The organism is Pseudarthrobacter sp. C4D7 (assembly GCF_013359725.1).
Taxonomy (GTDB): domain Bacteria; phylum Actinomycetota; class Actinomycetes; order Actinomycetales; family Micrococcaceae; genus Arthrobacter.
Map to the genome: position 1 here is coordinate 1 of NZ_JABFMW010000008.1, position 18,195 is coordinate 18,195.

The 18,195-nt window shown below is 66.5% G+C and carries 18 protein-coding genes; 11 read left to right on the forward strand and 7 right to left on the reverse strand.

Translation table 11 applies throughout. The features are described 5' to 3' along the window. Positions 1-114: 114 nt before the first annotated feature. Positions 115-1,191, forward strand: coding sequence for a glycerophosphodiester phosphodiesterase family protein (locus HNO81_RS07885; RefSeq protein WP_175317576.1), 1,077 nt, complete (start codon positions 115-117; stop codon positions 1,189-1,191). Between the two features lie 104 nt (positions 1,192-1,295). Here the strand turns inward: HNO81_RS07885 and HNO81_RS07890 are convergent, their stop codons facing one another. Continuing rightward, a complete protein-coding gene (locus HNO81_RS07890) occupies positions 1,296-1,631 on the reverse strand; it encodes a cupin domain-containing protein (RefSeq protein WP_175317577.1) in 336 nt (111 codons plus the stop codon). Positions 1,632-1,749: 118 nt separating this feature from the next. Here HNO81_RS07890 and HNO81_RS07895 point away from each other — a divergent pair, with 118 nt between their 5' ends. The 3 genes from HNO81_RS07895 to HNO81_RS07905 all read left to right on the forward strand — a co-directional run bounded on the left by HNO81_RS07895 (position 1,750) and on the right by HNO81_RS07905 (position 4,294). Then, positions 1,750-2,157: a DUF1304 family protein gene (locus HNO81_RS07895; protein WP_175317578.1), complete on the forward strand. Its 408-nt coding sequence runs from the start codon at positions 1,750-1,752 to the stop codon at positions 2,155-2,157. 105 nt (positions 2,158-2,262) lie between these two features. Then, on the forward strand, positions 2,263-3,498 hold the full coding sequence (locus tag HNO81_RS07900; protein ID WP_254703369.1) for a mechanosensitive ion channel family protein: 1,236 nt from the start codon (positions 2,263-2,265) through the stop codon (positions 3,496-3,498). A 43-nt stretch (positions 3,499-3,541) separates the two neighbouring features. Further along, entirely contained in the window at positions 3,542-4,294 is a 753-nt protein-coding gene (locus HNO81_RS07905; RefSeq protein ID WP_175317579.1) for a metalloregulator ArsR/SmtB family transcription factor, read from the forward strand. Positions 4,295-4,375: 81 nt separating this feature from the next. Here HNO81_RS07905 and HNO81_RS07910 read toward each other — a convergent pair whose 3' ends face one another. Together HNO81_RS07910 and HNO81_RS07915 are read right to left on the reverse strand one after the other, a co-directional pair. Beyond that, positions 4,376-5,722, reverse strand: coding sequence for an alpha-L-fucosidase (locus HNO81_RS07910; protein WP_175317580.1), 1,347 nt, complete (start codon positions 5,720-5,722; stop codon positions 4,376-4,378). Then, complete coding sequence (locus HNO81_RS07915; protein WP_254703370.1) at positions 5,719-6,525, reverse strand: FadR/GntR family transcriptional regulator; 807 nt, start codon at positions 6,523-6,525, stop codon at positions 5,719-5,721. The genes HNO81_RS07910 and HNO81_RS07915 overlap by 4 nt, the downstream gene beginning before the upstream one ends. 133 nt (positions 6,526-6,658) lie before the next feature. Here HNO81_RS07915 and HNO81_RS07920 point away from each other — a divergent pair, with 133 nt between their 5' ends. The 7 genes from HNO81_RS07920 (at position 6,659) to HNO81_RS07950 (ending at position 13,792) form a co-directional block, all read left to right on the forward strand. Further along, positions 6,659-8,044, forward strand: coding sequence for an L-fuconate dehydratase (locus HNO81_RS07920; protein WP_175317581.1), 1,386 nt, complete (start codon positions 6,659-6,661; stop codon positions 8,042-8,044). Continuing rightward, positions 8,041-8,469 (forward strand): RbsD/FucU family protein, encoded by a 429-nt coding sequence (locus HNO81_RS07925; protein ID WP_175317582.1) that lies wholly within the window; start codon positions 8,041-8,043, stop codon positions 8,467-8,469. Before HNO81_RS07920 ends, HNO81_RS07925 begins: the two co-directional genes overlap by 4 nt. Continuing rightward, the gene (locus HNO81_RS07930; RefSeq protein ID WP_217509227.1) at positions 8,469-9,362 is read left to right on the forward strand and encodes an amidohydrolase; all 894 of its coding nucleotides are present in this window, start codon (positions 8,469-8,471) and stop codon (positions 9,360-9,362) included. Before HNO81_RS07925 ends, HNO81_RS07930 begins: the two co-directional genes overlap by 1 nt. A 2-nt stretch (positions 9,363-9,364) precedes the next feature. After that, the gene (locus HNO81_RS07935) at positions 9,365-10,336 is read left to right on the forward strand and encodes an aldo/keto reductase (RefSeq protein WP_175317583.1); all 972 of its coding nucleotides are present in this window, start codon (positions 9,365-9,367) and stop codon (positions 10,334-10,336) included. Between the two features lie 37 nt (positions 10,337-10,373). Further along, entirely contained in the window at positions 10,374-11,219 is an 846-nt protein-coding gene (locus tag HNO81_RS07940) for a fumarylacetoacetate hydrolase family protein (RefSeq protein ID WP_175317584.1), read from the forward strand. Between the two features lie 18 nt (positions 11,220-11,237). After that, a complete protein-coding gene (locus HNO81_RS07945) occupies positions 11,238-11,993 on the forward strand; it encodes an SDR family NAD(P)-dependent oxidoreductase (RefSeq protein ID WP_175317585.1) in 756 nt (251 codons plus the stop codon). Positions 11,994-12,106: 113 nt separating this feature from the next. Beyond that, on the forward strand, positions 12,107-13,792 hold the full coding sequence (locus HNO81_RS07950) for an alpha-amylase family glycosyl hydrolase (protein ID WP_371818192.1): 1,686 nt from the start codon (positions 12,107-12,109) through the stop codon (positions 13,790-13,792). 51 nt (positions 13,793-13,843) lie between these two features. Here the strand turns inward: HNO81_RS07950 and HNO81_RS07955 are convergent, their stop codons facing one another. The 4 genes from HNO81_RS07955 to fdhA form a co-directional block, all read right to left on the reverse strand. After that, positions 13,844-15,205 carry an MFS transporter gene (locus tag HNO81_RS07955; RefSeq protein WP_175317586.1) on the reverse strand — a complete coding sequence of 454 codons (1,362 nt, stop codon included), beginning with the start codon at positions 15,203-15,205 and terminating at the stop codon, positions 13,844-13,846. Positions 15,206-15,261: 56 nt separating this feature from the next. Then, complete coding sequence (locus HNO81_RS07960) at positions 15,262-16,197, reverse strand: serine hydrolase (RefSeq protein WP_175317587.1); 936 nt, start codon at positions 16,195-16,197, stop codon at positions 15,262-15,264. A gap of 296 nt (positions 16,198-16,493) precedes the next feature. After that, the gene (locus HNO81_RS07965; RefSeq protein ID WP_175317588.1) at positions 16,494-16,847 is read right to left on the reverse strand and encodes a GNAT family N-acetyltransferase; all 354 of its coding nucleotides are present in this window, start codon (positions 16,845-16,847) and stop codon (positions 16,494-16,496) included. 113 nt (positions 16,848-16,960) lie between these two features. Continuing rightward, complete coding sequence (fdhA, locus tag HNO81_RS07970; RefSeq protein ID WP_175317589.1) at positions 16,961-18,172, reverse strand: formaldehyde dehydrogenase, glutathione-independent; 1,212 nt, start codon at positions 18,170-18,172, stop codon at positions 16,961-16,963. Positions 18,173-18,195 lie beyond the last annotated feature (23 nt).

Consider the following 18,195-nt stretch of genomic DNA (forward strand, 5'->3'; position numbering starts at 1 on the left):
GGCATCGGCGGCACAACCCCCATCAGCCGCGTTCACAACCTCAGTGGGAATTACAACTAGCGCGGTGGATCAACCGGCGCCGCCGGAACCCGTCACCCCGGAGGAACCATCCCCATGCGCACAGTCCTTAACGCCGCGGCCACTGCCGCCCTGCTCGCTGCCGCCATCGCGGCCCCGGCCACCGCCTTCGCCGCCGACGGCCCTGTGGCCGGCACGCCGTCGTCGAACGCTGCCGGTGCCGCCACCCCTGCCATCAAGACGAACGAGCGCAACGGTTCCTTCGATCTCCAGGCGCACCGCGGCGGCCGCGGCGAGTGGACCGAGGAGTCCCTGTCGGCATTCGGCAATTCCCTGAAGCTCGGCGTCAGCACCCTGGAACTGGACACCCACCTCACCGAGGACGGGAAGATCATCATCTGGCATGACGACACCATCCAGGCCAACAAGTGCATCGACACCGCCCCGGCCACCGCCGGCGACCCCAAGTTCCCGTACGTCGGCCGCCGCGTGGCCGAGCTGTCCCTGGCCCAGGTCAAGACCCTCAACTGCGGCTTCATGCAGCTGCCCGGCTTCCCCGGGCAGGACGTGATCGAAGGGAACCGCATCGCCGAGCTCAAAGACGTCTACCGCCTGGCGGAGCAGTACAATGCCAAAAAGGTCCGCTTCAACGTGGAGACCAAGGTGGAGGACGGCAAGGCCGGCGGCGAAGGCATGGTGGCGCTGACCAAAGCCGTGGTGGCAGAAGTCCAGGCCTCCGGCGCCGCGGACCGCACCACCATCCAGTCCTTCGACTGGTCCTCGCTGAACCTCACCAAAAAGCTGGCACCGGAACTGACGCTCGTTGCGCTGTCCAGCGGGGATCAGTGGATGCAGGTGGGCCAGCCCGGTGCCGCGCCCGAGCTGGGCGGCATCGACATCGACACCTACGGCGGCTCCCTCGCCAAGGCCGCAGCTGCCCAGGGGTACAACGTCATCTCCCCCGCGTTCAGCTCCGTCACCCCGCAGATGATCGCCGAGGCACACCAGCTGGGCCTCGCCGTCATCCCGTGGACCGTCAACAAGGCCACGGACATGGAGCGCCTGATGGACCAGGGCGTGGACGGCATCATCACCGACTACCCCACGCGCCTGCGCGGGGTCATGGACGAGCGCGGCTTGAAGCTGCCCAAGGCCTACGCCCCGCAGGCGTAGTTCCGCGGACCAGGACCGTCCGTCAAGGCCCGACGGCGGCTGCCGGACTTCCGCTGGGGGAAGCCCGGCAGCCGCCGTCGTCCAGCCAGGCCAGGGCTCAGGGCTCAGTTGCGGTACTTGGCCACCGTGAACAGGAACGTGGAGTCCTCCTCGGCGTGGAGGCTGTGCAGGCCGGCCGGGACGATCAGCAGGTCGCCGGCTTTGCCCTGCCATGACTCGCCGCCGGCTTTGAGGCTGAGGCAGCCCTGGATCACGAAGACCGTGGCATCGCCGGGGTTCTGGTGCTCACTCAATTGGGTTCCGGCCTTCATGGCCATGACCGTCTGCCGGAGGATTTTTTCGTGGCCGCCGTACACCGTGTCCGCAGCGCGCCCATTACTGGAGGTAACCGCCGCCTCAAGCTGCTGCCGGGCCAGCGCGTCGATCGATATCTTCTGCATGCGCCCAAGGCTACCCGCGTTCACGGCTTCTGGGGGCCGGTTTCTTCCCGTGGACGCCAGGTGGAAATCCCCCGGGGAGGGGATGGAGTAACGGCGGGGCGGGGCCTACTCTTCGGGCATGAACACCGTGTCGCAGATCTTCGCGGTGATGGCCGCGGTCATCTATCTCTTCGTCTTTCCGGTGGAGAGCTTCCTCCTCCGCCGCAACAGGTGGGCGCAGAAGTTCCTGAGTACGCCGCCGGAGAACGTCCCCGCCGTGATGATGTGGGCCATCCCCACCGGGTACCGGAACCTGCTGGTTGGGCTGGGGGTGCTTGCGGGCGTGGTCGCGGCCAACTCCGGCCAGCTGGTGGTGGGCTACACGCTGGTGGTCTACTGCTGCGCAAACATGGTCCTCACTGCGCCCACCATGCTGCTCGCAGACCTCCAGGGGCACTATCCCAGGAAGTGGGACAGCGTGCCGGGGACCCTCGCGGCAACGGTCCCTGCCCTGGTGGCCCTGCTCCTGCTGCCCTTCGGTCCGTAATCGCTCCGCAAACACCGTCCGCACCGGCCGCTGGAGCCTTACAGCGGGCACGCCGCGGGGGTACCCGATTTCAGAGCCCGGCAAAGGCTTGATAGACGTTAAAGGATGCCTGACTTCCTGAATCCCGCCCTGCCCTTCATCGCTATGGCCCTGGCGGTGGTGGCCGGACTCACCCTGTCCTGGCTGCTCCGCAAGATCGTCCTCAAGCTCAACCACAAGCGGCCCGAGCTGCAGGCCACCTCCCGGGTGGCCCGCCAGCCGCTGCGGCTGGCACTGTGCCTGGTGGGCGTCCGCGCCGCGCTGGGGCTGACGGCTGCCGGCGAAAGCTGGCACGCCGGCGTCGACCATCTCCTGCTGATCGCCATGATCGGCGCGTTCGCGTGGCTTGCCATCGCGGTCCTGCTGATCGTGGAAGCCGTGGTGCTGAACCGGCACAGCGTGGACGTGGCGGACAACCGGCGCGCCCGGCGGCTGCGCACGCAGATGATCCTGGCCCGGAGGATCGCCGTGGCGCTGGTGGTTGTGCTCGCCGTCGGCACGGCCATGCTGACGTTCCCCGCGATCCAGGCGCTCGGGGCCGGGCTGCTGGCGTCCGCGGGCGTGATCTCGATCGTGGCAGGCCTCGCCGCGCAGACATCCCTGGTGAATGTCTTCGCCGGCATGCAGCTCGCGTTCACCGATGCCATCCGCGTTGACGATGTGGTGGTGGTCCAGAAGGAGTGGGGCCGGATCGAGGAGATCACCCTCACCTATGTGGTGGTCCATCTCTGGGACGACCGCCGGCTGATCCTGCCCTCCACCTACTTCACCACCACGCCGTTCGAGAACTGGACCCGCCGCCAGTCCGAGGTGATGGGCACCGTGGAGTTCGACCTCGACTGGCGCGCCCCCGTGGAGGACATGCGGACCGAACTGCGCCGGGTCCTGGCCGGCACCGAACTGTGGGACGAGCGCGTGGGCGTCCTGCAGATCACTGATGCCACCGGAGGCTTTGTCCGGGTCCGGATCCTGGTCAGCGCGGCGGACAGCGCAGCGCTGTTCGACCTGCGCTGCCTGGTCCGCGAAACCATGGTGACGTTCCTCCAGCAGAGCCATCCCCAGGCGCTGCCGCACCAGCGCTGGGAGCAGGCGGCGGACGACGCCGGCACGGCCACCCGTGGCAGGGCACCATTGCGCGGCCTGGGCCAGTCCGGGAAGGCGGGCGCAAACACTCCGGCAGACCCGCACGAGTCGCAGCTGTTCACGGGATCCATCGAGGCCGTGGAACGCTCGCGGGCCTTCACCGGCCCCGGCGATGAGGTGTTCGAGGAACGCGACCGGAACCTGGCCTCGCACAACTAGGACCCCTTGATAGGTGACCATATGGTCACCTATGATTGAGGGCATGGACGACGTGTTCAAAGCGCTCTCCGACCCCACCCGCAGGGACCTGCTCGACGAGCTGTTCCGCGAGGACGGCCAGACCCTGAGCGCGCTTGAGGCACGGTTCAGCATGACCCGGTTCGGGATCGCCAAGCACCTCCGCATCCTGGAGGACGCAGGCCTGGTGGTCACCCGCCGTCGGGGACGGGAAAAGCTGCATTTCCTGAATCCGGTTCCCATCCGCCTGGTCCACGACCGGTGGGTCAGCAAATACGCAGAACCATGGGCCGCTGCCCTTAGCGACCTCAAATCCAGATTGGAAAGTCCCATGGAAAAGATCTTCGAGATTTACATCAAAACCACGCCCGAACGGCTCTGGGAAGCCATCACGGACAGCGACATCCGCAGCAAATACCAGTTCGGCAACACACTGCAGTCTGACTGGACGCCCGGCGGCCGCTTCGAGATGGGCAACCCCAAGGCAGGGCAGATCCTTGGCGAAGGCGAAAACCTCGAAGTGGATCCGCCGCGGAGGCTGGTGCAGACCATGCGGGCCCTGTGGGGCGAAGACGTCAAGGCCGAGGGCACCTCCACCATCACCTGGGAGATTGAACCGGTGGGCGATTCCTGCCACCTGACGGTCACGCACAGCGACCTGCGGGAAGGCGCCAACGAACAGCTTTACGGTGGCTGGCCGATGATCCTCTCCGGCCTGAAAACCTGGCTGGAGACCGGCGAGAAGCTCACCACGCCGGGCTCGCTGATGTACACGTAGCCCGCCGGTCCTGGGCAGCGCACGACGGCGGTGGCCGTTCCGTCCCCGGGACGGCCACCGCTGAGGTGCTTCGCGGGGTGGCTAGGCCCTGGGGATGCGGACAATGGCGGGGCCCGGGCGGCCAGGTGACAGCGTCACGTCCAGGGTGTCGCCGTCCGTTTGCACGGTGCCGCCGGCTCCTTCCACCGTTGCTTTTGGAAGATCAAACCGGCGACCGCCCAGCGCAATCGACACCTGGCCCGCTTCGGCTTGTGAGTCAACGAAGGCCACAACGTCCGTCCCGCGATCCACCCACCGGACCCACGCCTCTGCCTGGTTCATGGCCGGTGCGTCCTCCAGCGGGCGGGCGCCGACGAGATACGGCTTTGCCCCGGCCATCCACTGTCCGAGATCGGTCAGGGCCTGGCGCTGGATGTCCGGGATGGTGCCGTCAGCCCGCGGCCCAACGTTCAGCAGGAAGTGCCCGCCGCGGGACACCACGTCTGCCAGGTGGCGGGCCAACTGTTTGCCTGTGAGCGACTGTTCCGGACCTTCCACCTGGTTATAACCGAAGGAGAATCCGATCCCCCTGCAGTTTTCCCACTCGGACTCAGACTCGTTCTCCCTAGCGGCTTCATACTCGCTGGTGCCGTAATCCTGGTGCGTAGCACCCCATCGGTCGTTCACCACGCCCTCCGGGACAGCGGCGTAGAAGTGTTCAAACAACGTTCCCAGCCCGTGCTCGCCAAAGTGCTTGCCGGCGTCGGGCCATTCAATGTCGTTCCACAGGACATGGGGGCGGTACTTGTCCACCAGGTCCACCACGTGGTTGTAGGCGTACTCCGCGTAGCCGGCGTCCTTGGGACGGGACGTGTCGTGGACGCTTTCGCTGGTGGTGTGCGGCGGGAAGGGACGCACGTGCCAGTCCAGGCCGCCGGAGTAGTACAGGCCGAGCTTCAGGCCTTTATCCTCTACTGCACGGGCAATTTCGCCGATCAGGTCCCTGCGCGGTCCTCGCTTGACCGTGTTCCGCTCCCCCGTGCCCGGGGCATCCCAGAGGGCGATGCCGTCGTGGTGCTTCGTCGTGGGAACCACGTAGTCAGCGCCGGCGGACTTGAAGAGCTCTACCCAGTCGGCCGGGTCGAATTGCTCGGCTTTCCATTGGTCTAGGAAGGCGTCGTAGTCCTCGCCGCCGAATATTTCCTTGTGGTGCTGCCGGGCAGGGCTGCCGTCGATGCGGATGGTGTTGCAGTACCACTCCGCGTAGGGGTTGTGCTTGAACCACTCGTGATCATCAATGGTGCCGAGGGCGCCGATCGGCTCCGCCCAGGCGGGAACAGAGTACGCGCCCCAGTGGATGAAGATGCCGAACGGTGCGTTCCGGAACCACTCCGGGACGGGCCGGGACAACGTGCTCCACTCTTCGGGCGTGGCGGTGGTTTCAGTCATGATGCGCTCCGATTATTCGTCTGTGGTTGTTCGTTCGACGTTGAAGCCTGGAGATCCCGGTCCGGGATGGCCGTGAGGTAGTCCTCCACCGCGTACAAATGGTTTGCCATCCGGGTCCTGGCGCGGTCCGGATCGTGGCGCTTCAATGCCTCCAGAAGGCCAAGATGCTCGCCATGGGTGGTCAGCAGTCCGGCATTGTCGTGGACGGACCGCCACATCCGTCCCCGGATTGTCTTGGTGGAAACTGTTTCGATCAGCGCTGACAGCACATGGTTTCCCGACGACTCGGCGATCAGCCGGTGGAAGGCAATATCGCACTGCATGGCGGCCTCGTGGTCGATGGGCGTCGCATGGATGGCGGTGTGGGCGCGTTCCAGGATTCGGGCGGCCTCGTCCAACTGCCGCTCAGTGATGGATGCCGCGGCGGCTGCGGCGGCCTCTGTTTCCAGGGCGCGGCGCACCTGATGCACCTGGCTGGCCCGCTCCCCATCCTGCAGGCCCACCCAAAATTCCATGGCCGAAAGGATGGCTGAGGGCTCAAGAGCGGTGACAAAGGTTCCGGCACCCTGCCGGGTTTCCAGGATCCCCATGGTGGACAGCGCCCGCACCCCCTCGCGCAGGGATCCCCGGGATACCTGCAACTCAGCCGCGAGATCCTTCTCCACTGGCAGCCGGTCCCCAGGCCGCAGCCGGCCCGAGGACAGCATTCCTTTGACACCGGCTATGACGACGTCGGTTTGGGACATGCCGCCCTTGAATGCCAGGTCTACCGCTCCGACCCTACTTTCGGGCTGGTTACTCATATAGAGTCATCCGATCTTTACCTTGGAAATTGCAAGTAATAGCTATAGTCTCACGGATAAAGGCAAAATACATCAGATGACATGTGTCCGTCGAGTCGCTCCCGCCGGATAGGGCGGACCTGGAGGGCTCACCTTGGCACACATCACCGGTTTTGATGTTTATGACGTACGGTTTCCCACGTCGCTGTCCGCGGACGGCTCGGATGCGATGAACAAGGACGGCGACTATTCCGCTGCCTACATCGTGCTGAAGACCGATGATCCTGAGGTGTACGGCTGTGGCTTCACCTTCGCCATCGGCCGCGGCAACGATCTCTGCGCTGCCGCCATCGAACTGCGGGCCCGCCCCTTGGTGGGACGGGATGCTGACGGGATCTGCGGCGCCCTTGGGGAAACGTACCGCAGTTTGAAGCGGGATTCCCAGCTTCGCTGGCTGGGGCCCGACAAGGGGGTGGAGCATCTGGCCCTCGGAGCGGTGATGAACGCTGTGTGGGACCTGGCGGCGCGGCGCGCGGGAAAGCCCCTGTGGCAGCTCCTGGTGGACATGACGGCTGAACAGATCGTTGATGCAGCGGATTTGACCTATCTCTCGGATGCCCTGACCCGCGAAGAGGCGCTGGGTCTGCTGGCCCGTCTTGCCCCCACCAGGCAGGAACGCCTTGGGCAGTTGGCCCGGGAGGGTTACCCCTGCTACACCACGTCTGCCGGCTGGCTGGGCTACTCGGACGAAAAGCTTCGACGGCTGTGCCAGGAGGCAGTCGACCAGGGCTACCGCCACATCAAGCTCAAGGTGGGCGCGTCCCTTGAGGACGATATCCGCCGCCTCGGCATCGCCCGGGAGGTCATCGGCCCGGAGGGCAACCTGATGATCGACGCAAACCAGGTGTGGGACGTTCCGCAGGCCATCGACTGGGTCAAGCAGCTTTCCGAATTCAACCCGCTATGGATCGAGGAACCCACCAGTCCGGACGATGTTCTGGGCCATGCCGAAATCCGCCGCGCTGTCCAGCCGATCGGAGTGGCCACGGGCGAACACGGCATGAACCGGGTGCTCTTTAAGCAGCTCTTCCAGGCAGGTTCCATCGACTACTGCCAGCTGGACGCCTGCCGGCTTGCCAGCGTGAACGAAGTACTCGCGGTGCAGTTGATGGCGGCCAAGTTCGGCGTCCCGGTGTGCCCGCACGCCGGCGGAGTGGGCCTCTGCGAGCTGGTCCAGCACCTGTCCATCTTCGACTTTATTGCCGTCTCCGGCGACCTCACCGGGAGGGTGACGGAGTTCGTGGACCACCTGCACGAACATTTCGTGGACCCGTGCATCGTCAGGGACGGCGCTTACGTCATGCCGGCAAACGCTGGATATTCAGCCGAACTCAAGGAACAGACGTTGCAGGAATACGCCTTCCCCTACGGCAGTTACTGGGCAGGAACTCAAGCCGGCAGCGCTGAACAGGCGTGGCGTGCCGGCAACATACCCGGCCGGGTCGCCTTCGCCAGCGCTCGGCGGGAGGCGCAGGCATGATCAACTACACACTCACCCATCCCGGGCTGCTGGCAGCCCTTGCCGAGTCCGGGCACGGATCGAAAATCCTTATCGCCGATGCCAACTACCCGCACAACACCGGGGCACCAGCCTCAGCACGGCGCATCGCGCTGAACCTGCGGCCCGGCCTGCTGACCATCGACCAAATCCTCGAAGTACTGGTTGATGCCGTGCCCTTGGAAGCAGCTGCAGTCATGACGCCCCCGGACGGCACCTGGACGGAGGCTGTCAAGGGCTACGCACGCACGCTTGGCGCCGGCGTCCCCATCGAGTCCCATCAGCGCTTCGAGTTCTATGACGCCGCGCGCTCCCCTGATGTCGCCGTCGTCATTGCCAGTGGGGATACCCGGCACTATGCGAACCTCCTGCTGACCATCGGTGTGCGGCCCGACGGCACTGCCTGATGGGAACGCCTTCAGTGCGGGTCATTGATGCCCACGTCCACGTGTGGGATCCGGCGGTGCTCGACTACTCCTGGCTGGCGGACTCGCCCGGCATGGACAGGCCGTTCCTGCCCGCACACCTCCCGCACACCAGTGCCAACACCCGGGCCGCTGTTTTTGTCCAGGCCGACTGCCGTGACGACCAGGCCCTGAGGGAAGTTGACTGGGTATCCGGACTCGGCACGGACTGGCCTCTGCTCGCCGGGATCGTAGCGTTTGCGCCCGTCAGCAAGGGCGACGCCGTCGAGCAGGACCTGTGCCAACTGCTGGAACGGCCCCTGGTCCGCGGCGTCCGGCAGCTGCTTCAGGACCGCGATGAATCCTTCATTCAGCACCCGGACACCCTGGCGGGCGCATGGCAGGTAGCCGCTGCGGGACTGGTTTTCGACGCCTGCATCCGGGCAGGTCAGCTCGGAGCCCTGGCGGCCTTTGCCCGCCGCGTCCCCGATCTGGCCATTGTGCTGGACCACATGGGCAAGCCACCCATCGCCGGCGGTGACGAAGCGTCCTGGAGCAGAGGGATGCGTGAACTGGCGAAGCTGCCCAACGTCGTCGTCAAAATCTCCGGGGCCGGCGCCGAGGCGGACCCGAACCGGCCCCTCGCAGCCCAGGCCCTGCCGTTCATCCGGGAGACATTGCGGCTTTTCGGCGCTGACCGCTGCATGGTTGGCAGCGATTGTCCGGTCTCCCTGGCCCGCCCTGCCGCCTACCAGGACTGGATCACCATCGTCGAAGAAGCCGTGGCTGGCGCCTCCGACGGCGAGCGCGCCAGCGTCATGCACCGGACAGCAGCCCGCGCCTACCAGCTCACGGAAGCACCAGTAGCGGCCACCACCAACCAGGAGAAGGACTGACAATGCAAGCAGAAACCCGCACCATTCCCGGCACGGAGGTGAAGCTGCCGGTGCTCGGCTTTGGCGGGGCACCCATCGGGAACCTCTTCCGGGAGGTGCCGGAGCAGGAAGCGCTCGACGCCGTCACCGCGGCTTGGGAGGGCGGCGTCCGGTACTTCGATACGGCGCCGCACTATGGGCTGGGCCTGTCCGAACGCCGCCTGGGCGCGGCGCTGGCCGGGCAGGACCGTGGCAGTTATGTGCTCAGCACCAAGATCGGCCGGCTCCTCCGGCCCAACCCCTCGCCGCAGGGTAAGGACACCGAAGGCTTCGACGTCCCCGACGACATCCACCGGGTCCGGGACTATTCCCGCGACGGCGTGCTGCGCTCCATTGAGGAAAGCCTGCAGCGCCTGCGCACCGACCAGATCGACGTCGTCTTCATCCACGATCCCGACGACTACTGGACCGAGGCCGTTGAAGGCGCCGCCCCAACGCTGTCGGCATTGCGCGACGAGGGCGTGATCGGAGCCTGGGGCGCGGGAATGAACCAGTCGGAGATGCTCCACCGGTTCGTCGCCGAGACGGACATCGACGTGGTCATGCTCGCCGGAAGGTACACCCTCCTGGAGCAGGGCGCGGCGCAGGAGCTGCTCCCTGCCTGCCTGGAACGCGGAGTCGGCGTGGTCAATGTGGGCGTCTTCAACTCAGGGCTCCTGTCCAAGGAACGGCCCGCCGCCAACGCTACTTACAACTACGCACCTGCCCCGCAGGAGCTGTTGGACAAGGCGAACCTGCTGGCGGACATCTGCGCATCGCACGGGACCACCCTGCCGGCTGCGGCCCTGCACTTCCCCTACGGGCACCCGGCCGTCACCAGCGTTGTCCTGGGCATGCGGACGCCTGACCAGGTGAAGCACAACCTTGACCTGGCTGCCCACCGTGTCCCGGCGGAGTTGTGGGATGACCTGCGCCGGCGCGGACTGATCGCCTGAAAGAACACCCACCAACTACCGAGAAAAGACGAGACACATGAAATTTGCGCGCATAGGTCCTACAGGCAAGGAAGTCCCCGCCCTGCTGCACGACACGAAGCACTACTCCCTGGAACAGATCGCGAAGGACATCGACGCGGATTTCTGGGAATCCGACGGGCCGGGAAGAGCCGCAGCAGCACTCGCCGCCGGGGAACTGGCCGAACTCGCCGTTGACGGGGCCCGGATCGGCGCTCCGATCACCCGGCCGTCCGCCGTGATCTGCGTCGGCATGAACTACGCAGCCCACGCCGCCGAATCCGGCTCGGCTCCCCCGTCCGTGCCCATCATTTTCCATAAGGCCCCCAACACGGTGGCCGGGCCGTTCGATCCGGTGGCCATTCCGCGCGGGTCCACCAAGACCGACTGGGAAGTGGAACTGGGCGTGGTCATCGGCCGGCGTGCCTCCTACCTGGACTCCCCGGCTCAGGCCCGCGACCACATCGCCGGCTTCGTCACCGTCAACGACCTCTCGGAGCGCACCTTCCAGCTGGAGGTATCCGGAGGCCAGTGGTCCAAGGGAAAAAGCTGCGCGGGTTTCTGCCCCACCGGCCCGTACCTTGTGACCCCGGACGAGGTGGACGCCGGCGACCTGCGGCTGCGCAGCTGGGTGAACGGAGAAATCCGGCAGGATTCTTCCACCCGCGACCTGATCTTCGGCGTGGAGCAGGTGGTCTACGACCTCAGCCAGTTCCTCGTCCTGGAGTCGGGCGACCTGGTCTGCACCGGCACTCCGGAGGGAGTAGCCCTGTCCGGGCGTTTCCCCTACCTCAGGGCGGGAGACGTCGTCGAACTTGAAGTGGCCGGACTGGGCCGCCAGCGCCAGGAATTCTTCCAGGGCTAACCACGAAAGGACCAACCAATGGAGTTTGCGGGTATCAAAGCCATCGTTACCGGTGGAGCCTCGGGGATCGGGGCCGCGACAGCGAAAATGCTCCAGGAGCGCGGCGCCGACGTCGCCGTCCTGGACCTCAACCCTGACCAGGCCGCAGGAGTAAAAGCGTTCCACTGCGACGTGTCCAGCGACGCCTCCGTCCGGCAGGCCGTCGAAGAGGCTGCAGGGCAACTGGGCGGCATCGACGTCGTCGTCAACAATGCCGGGGTGGGCGCCCAGGGAACCATCGAGGCCAACGACGACGACGAATGGCACCGGGTGTTCGATGTCAACGTCCTGGGCATGGTCCGGGTCTCCCGGGCAGCCCTGCCCTACCTGCGCAGGTCCGGCCACGCAGCGATCGTCAACACGTGCTCGGTGGCGGCCACTGCAGGACTTCCCCAGCGCGCCCTGTACAGCGCAACCAAGGGTGCGGTGCTGTCGCTCACCCTGGCCATGGCCGCTGACCACCTGCACGAAGGCATCAGGGTCAATTGTGTAAACCCGGGGACCGCAGACACTCCCTGGATCGGCCGGCTGCTCGCCACTGCACCGGACCCTGCCGCGGAACGGGCCGCGCTGGAGGCCCGCCAGCCGCACGGCCGGCTTGTTTCCCCGGAAGAAGTTGCGGGAGCGGTGGTTTACCTTGCCAGTCCGCTTTCCGGCTCCACCACGGGCGTGGACCTGGCGGTGGACGGCGGCATGCAGGCCCTTCGGCTCCGCCCCCGGACTTCCGCATCCTAGGACGGCGGCGGCCAGGACCCATCCACCCGGCAAGGCGCTGGTCCTCGGCCGGGATCGGCGGGGACAGCGCAGGGCCGGGGCGCCCCGCGCCCGCCTCACCGTAGTGTGGTGGCGTGACTACCCCGATCTCCGCCCAGCCAGCCCATGACGACAGGGCGTCCGCAGCCGCCGCCAGCCCGGTGGTCCTGTCCCCGGCAGGTCCCGCCGACCACTGGTGGCAGTCCGCCGTCATCTACGAGGTATACCCCCGGTCCTTCGCCGACGGGGACGGTGACGGCGTGGGCGACCTTGCCGGACTGATCCACCGGCTGCCGTACATCGCTTCGCTGGGGGTGGACGGCATTTGGATGACGCCCTTCCAGCCGTCCCCGCAGGTTGACCAGGGCTACGACGTCAGCGACTACTGCGGCGTGGACCCGCTCTTTGGCAGCATGGCCGACTTTGAGCGGTTACTGGCCGGGGCGCACGCCCTTGGCCTGCGGGTTCTGCTGGACGTGGTCCCCAACCACTGCTCGTCTCGGCACCCCCTGTTCCAGGCAGCGCTGGCCGCCGGCCCGGGTTCACCTGAACGCGGACTCTTCCATTTTGTGGAAGGACGGAGCTCATCGCCGGAACACCCCAGCGACCTGCCGCCCAACAATTGGCAAAGCGTGTTCGGCGGGACGGCCTGGTCGCGGGCGAACCCGGGTTCAGAAACGGACACCGAGTGGTACCTGCACTTGTTCTCTGCCGGCCAGCCGGACTGGAACTGGCGGAACCCAGCGGTAGGCGATTACTTCGACGGCGTGCTCCGCTTCTGGTTCGACAAGGGCGTGGACGGACTCCGGATCGATGTGGCCCACGCACTCTTCAAGGCGGACGGGCTACCGGACGCACCGTCGGAAAGTCCTGTGGTGGACGGCCTGCGCTCCAACCCCTTGGTGTCCGACCAGGAGGAGGTGCATGAGGTGTACCGCCGCTGGCGGCGCCTGGCGGAAAAATACCAGCCCCACCGCCTGCTGGTGGGCGAGGTAAACCTGGAACCGTCGCGTGCCGCCCGGTACACCCGCGCCGACGAGATGCACCAGGCGTTCGCCTTCGCGTTCGTGAAGCTCGGCTGGGACGCTGCAGCGTGGGCGCAGGCTGGCAGCGAACTGGAAGAGGCCCGGCTGCTCCACGGCGCAGCCCCCACCTGGGCCCTGGAAAACCACGATATTGTCCGCACAGTGACCCGTTTCGGCGGCGGCGATCAGGGAGCGCGGCGTGCCCGTGCAGCGCTGGCCGCCCTGCTGGGCCTCCCCGGCGCGGCCTACATTTACCAGGGCCAGGAGTTGGGCCTGCCCGAAGTCGATGTCCCGGTGGAGGCGCGCGTGGACCCGATGTGGGCCCGCGGCGGCGTCACCCGCGACGGCTCCCGGGTTCCCCTCCCCTGGACCGAAGACCCTGCCGGAAACCACGGTTTCTCGACGGGGCCCACGGCCACCCCACCGTGGCTGCCGCTCCCGGACGGCTGGGGAGACAACGCGATCGAGAGCCAGCAGCAGGACCCAGGGTCCGCGTTGGCGTTTGCAGCCCGTGCCCTTGCCCTGCGGCGGCAGTTGTGGGCTGACGGCACCTTCACGGCGGACGACGCCGGCACCTGGCGTCTGCGGGCGGGGAACCTTCTGACGTGCGAACGCAGCCCCCGCTTCCTGGTGGCGGTCGCCATGGGGAGCGAACCGGTGGAGCTGCCGCCCGGCGTCGTCCTTTTCAGCGCCTTCCCGCTGGAGCAGGAAGGCTGGCTGCAGCCGGACAACGCGGTGTGGCTCCGCCGGTCCTGAACCGCCCTGCGTCCTGACCACGAACCAGAGACGGCCCTCCGAAGGGTGGGCCTAAGCCTTTTGCTGCCGCCAGAATACGGAAATCCCCAGTGTGATGGCACAGAGCACCAGCATGGCAAGGACCATGCGCATCCAGCTGTCCTGGTGCACCCCGCCGGAGGCGAAGACGCCGATCATCACGGTGGCGGTAATCGCCCCCACGTAACGGCAGGTCTGGTAGATCCCGGCAGCGACGCCCCTGTCCTGCGGCCGGGTGGACAGGAACATGCCTTGGTTCGAGGCGATGCCCACGGTCCCGTACGGGATGCCCATCAACGCGGTGAGGACCACTACCACCGGGATGGCCAGCGTGCCGGTCAGCAGCCACATGAGGGCGGCCACCACCGTCAGGAGCACGACGCCGGCAATCAGCACCCGCCGGACCCCGAACCTTCCCATCGCGGAGACAGCCCAGGGGGTGGCTAGTACGGACATTCCGGCCAGCGGCAGCATCAACAGCCCCACGACGCCGGGATCGTAGCCGCCGGCCTCCTGCAGCAGCTGCGGAAGGCCGAAGAAGACGAAGTAGTAGACGCTGCTGAAAACGGCGAACGCCAGGTACACCAGCATCAGCGGCCGGTTACGGCCCAGCAGCCGCAGGTCCAGGAAAGGCTTGGCGAACCGCAGCTCCCGCCAGGCAAACAGCGCTCCCACCACGGTGCCACCGGCCAGCATCAGCCAGCGGTACTCCGGGGCCACGTTCAAGGCGGCCATCATGACCAAAAGCAGTGCACTGATGAATCCGGCGATGCCGGGAAGGTCGGAATCCCGGAGAAGCTCCGCTACGCTGCCGCGTTCCCGGACCTTGTCCGGCGGGGCGGCCTTCCGGACGATCAGCAGCGCAGCGAAGGCCAGCGGAACATTGACCAGGAACAGGGACTGCCAGCCCACGAAGCCCACCAGCAGGCCGCCCACCACGGGACCCACCGCAGCGGCGGAGGTGTTGGCCATCTGCAGCCGGCCCAGCGGGCGCGCCGGGTCCACCTTCGCCTGCTGCGCCAGGGCACCCACCATCACCACCGCACTGGGATACGCGGTGGCCGTCCCCAGGGCCATGACCGCCCGGGCGACGCAGAGCAGCCCGAAGTTGGGGGCCAGCGGCGCCAGGGCGCAGGTGATGGCAACCAGGCCCATGCCCAGCAGGAACATCCGGCGCGGGCCGAACCGGTCAGCCAGCCTGCCCATGACGGGCTGGCCGGCGGCGGAAGCCAGGTAGAAGGAGGTAACCACCCAGGTGACGGCAGCGACGTCGAGACCGAAGTCGGCGCGCAGCACCACCAGGGCCACGGCAATCATGGAAGAGTTCAACGGGTTCAGTGCCGTGCCCAGGCTTAGGCCGGCGACGGCAAGGGCAGTCCGGGGGTTGTTGCTCACGGTAACAGTCTGGCCCACAGGCGCCAGCGGGGACGACTTGCCTGGCCCTGGCGCGGCTATTTGCCTGTCAGCCCGACAGGGAACAGCGCATCCTCCACTGCCTTGGTGAGGTCGCGGATGACGTCGGCCTGGCCGTCATCCGGCACGCCCGCCGGGTTCTCCGTGTAAATCACCAGCGCAAACGTCGATCCGCGGTAGCTCAGCAGGGCCGCGTCGTGCAGCTCGCCGGAGATTTCACCGTATTTGTGGTGGACGTCCACGCCGGACCGGGACCCCGCGGGGATGAGGTCCTCGTTGTTGGTGTCCTGCATGTAGCCCAGCAGCTGGTCTGTGTGGTCCTTGTCCAACAGCTCCCCGGCGTACAGCTTCTTCAGGATCAGGGCCATGTCCGCTGCGGTCAGCAGGTTCTGCTCGGGGTCGTACGTGACACCCAGCGAGGCCGCATAAGCCGTCAGCTGCGGGTAACCCACCGCATCCATCAACAGCAGCCAGGAATCGTTGTTGCTGTCGTTGACCATGGCCTTGAGCTGGAAAGCGGCGTCGTAGTCGCCCATGGGATCGTCCAGGCTTGCCTGCCCCAGCTCCACCAGGTGGTAGTACGCGGCAGCGGTGAGGATTTTCGCGGTGCTGGCTGCGGTAAAAGTGCTTTCGTCGCCGAAGGTCAGCTCAGCGCCCCCAGACACATCAGCGAGCGCCAGGCCGATGCGGTATTCGTCCGATTCCTGGAGGATTTTGTCCACATTGTCGCGCAACGACGCCGGGGCTGCCGCTACCGGTGCGGCCGGCACCGCCGGCTGGGCGGGCACCCCAGCGCCCAACGGCGGCCCGGACCGGACCACGGCCAGCGTGAGGGTGCCCACGATGACCAGCAGCACGGCGAGGGCCAGGATCAGCAGCGTCCTGATGTCCCGCCCCGCACCTGGAGCCGGCTTGCCCGGTGTTGGCTGCGGAGCATCACGGCCCGGTTTGGGCACCACGGGGTGCATGGACATACAAGGGCTCCTGTCCCGCCTCGGCATTCACAAAACACAGTCAGCGCGGCGTTGAGCCGCGCTGACAGATGCTGATTAAATCACCGGAGGTTGGGAGCTTCCTGAAGGCGTGCCGGGCGGATCGCGGTGCCGTTCCGCCGACGCACAAAACCGCTGCCGACGCGCTGGTTGCCTCGCGCGGCCCGTATTTCGGCCGCGTCAGGGAACGGGCGTCCCGGGAAGCAGTTTGCGCGTCGAAATCCGGGTGGAAGCAGAAGCCAGGTTGCCTGTCGGGAGACCTTTTGCGCGTCGAAAAGCTAGCCGCGGGTGCGGGCGGCGATCGCAGTCTCCAGGAATTCGAGGTGCGCCGGCGCAACGGCAACGGCACTGGGCAGGTATTCCGAGTGCTTGGCCAGGAACTTCTTGATGAAGGGGCATACCGGGACGATGCCGATGCCGTCCGCCACGGTGCTGTCCAGGGCAGCCGTGGCCAGTTGGCTGGCCAGGCCCTGCCCGCCGTATTCCTCGTTGATCACCGTGTGGTAGAAAATCCGCTGCGGCGACTCCCCGCCGTCGTACTCCTTGTATGCCGCTTTGCCGATCACATTGCCGGCATCAAGAATCTCAAAGCGTTCGCGCCCGGGGTTGTGGCGGACGGTGATGTCGCTCAAGGGAACTCCTTCAGTTGCGGGGTGGTGCTGACCGTGCAAAGCCTAACCCGGCACGGCCGGCACTTATTTCCGCAGGAGGCGGCTCCCTGGCGACATCCCCGTCCGCGCCCGCGTCAGCTCAGGTAGCCGTTCGGGTTCAGCACGTACTTCGTGGCGGCGCCGGCGTCGAATTCGGCGTAGCCCTTCGGTGCGTCCTCAAGCGGAATGGCCTTGGCATTGACGTTCTTGGCGATGCTGACCTTGTCATTCAGGATGGCCATCATCAGCTGCCGGTTGTACTTCATCACCGGACACTGGCCGGTGGTGAAGCTCAGCGACTTCGCCCAGCCAGTGCCCAGGCTCAGGCTCAGGGCACCCTTCTTGGCTGCCTCGTCAACGCCGCCCGGATCACCGGTGACGTAGAGGCCCGGGATACCCAGGGCGCCGCCGGCCGCGGTGATCTCCATCAGGGAGTTCAGCACGGTGGCCGGAGCCTCGGACGCGCCCTGCCCGTGTCCCCGGGCCTCGAAGCCCACGGCATCCACACCGCAGTCCACCTCCGGGATCCCCAGGATCTGTTCGATCTGCTCAGCCGGTCCGCCCTTGGTGAGGTCCACCGTCTCGCAGCCGAACGTGCGGGCCTGGGCCAGGCGGTCTGCGTTCATGTCGCCCACAATCACGACGGCGGCACCCAGCAGATGTGCGCTGGTGGCAGCGGCCAAGCCCACGGGACCGGCGCCCGCCACATACACCGTGGAGCCGACGCCAACGCCTGCCGTCACAGCGCCGTGGAAGCCGGTGGGGAAGATATCCGAAAGCATGGTCAGGTCCATCATCTTTGCCAGCGCCTGATCCCTGTCCGGGAACTTCAGGAGGTTCCAGTCCGCATACGGAACCAGGACGTAATTGGCCTGGCCGCCAACCCAGCCGCCCATGTCCACATAGCCGTAGGCGCTGCCGGGGCGGTCAGGGTTCACGTTCAGGCAGATGCCCGTCTTGCGCTCCTTGCAGTTCCGGCACCGGCCGCAGGCGATGTTGAACGGCACGGAACAGATGTCCCCCACCTTGATGAATTCGACGTCCCGGCCCACTTCCACCACTTCACCGGTGATTTCGTGGCCCAGCACCAGGTTGGGCGGAGCTGTGGTGCGGCCGCGGACCATGTGCTGGTCCGAACCGCAAATGTTGGTGGCTACGGTCTTGAGGATGACCCCGTGGTGGACCGGGCGCCCCACGTTCGCGGGGTTGACTCCTGGCCCGTCCTTGAGCTCGAACGTTGGGTAGTCAATGTCAATTACTTCGACCTTGCCGGCTTCTTTGTAGGCAACGGCTTTGTTCCCTGTCATCTATCGCTCCTGTTGTCAGGCGT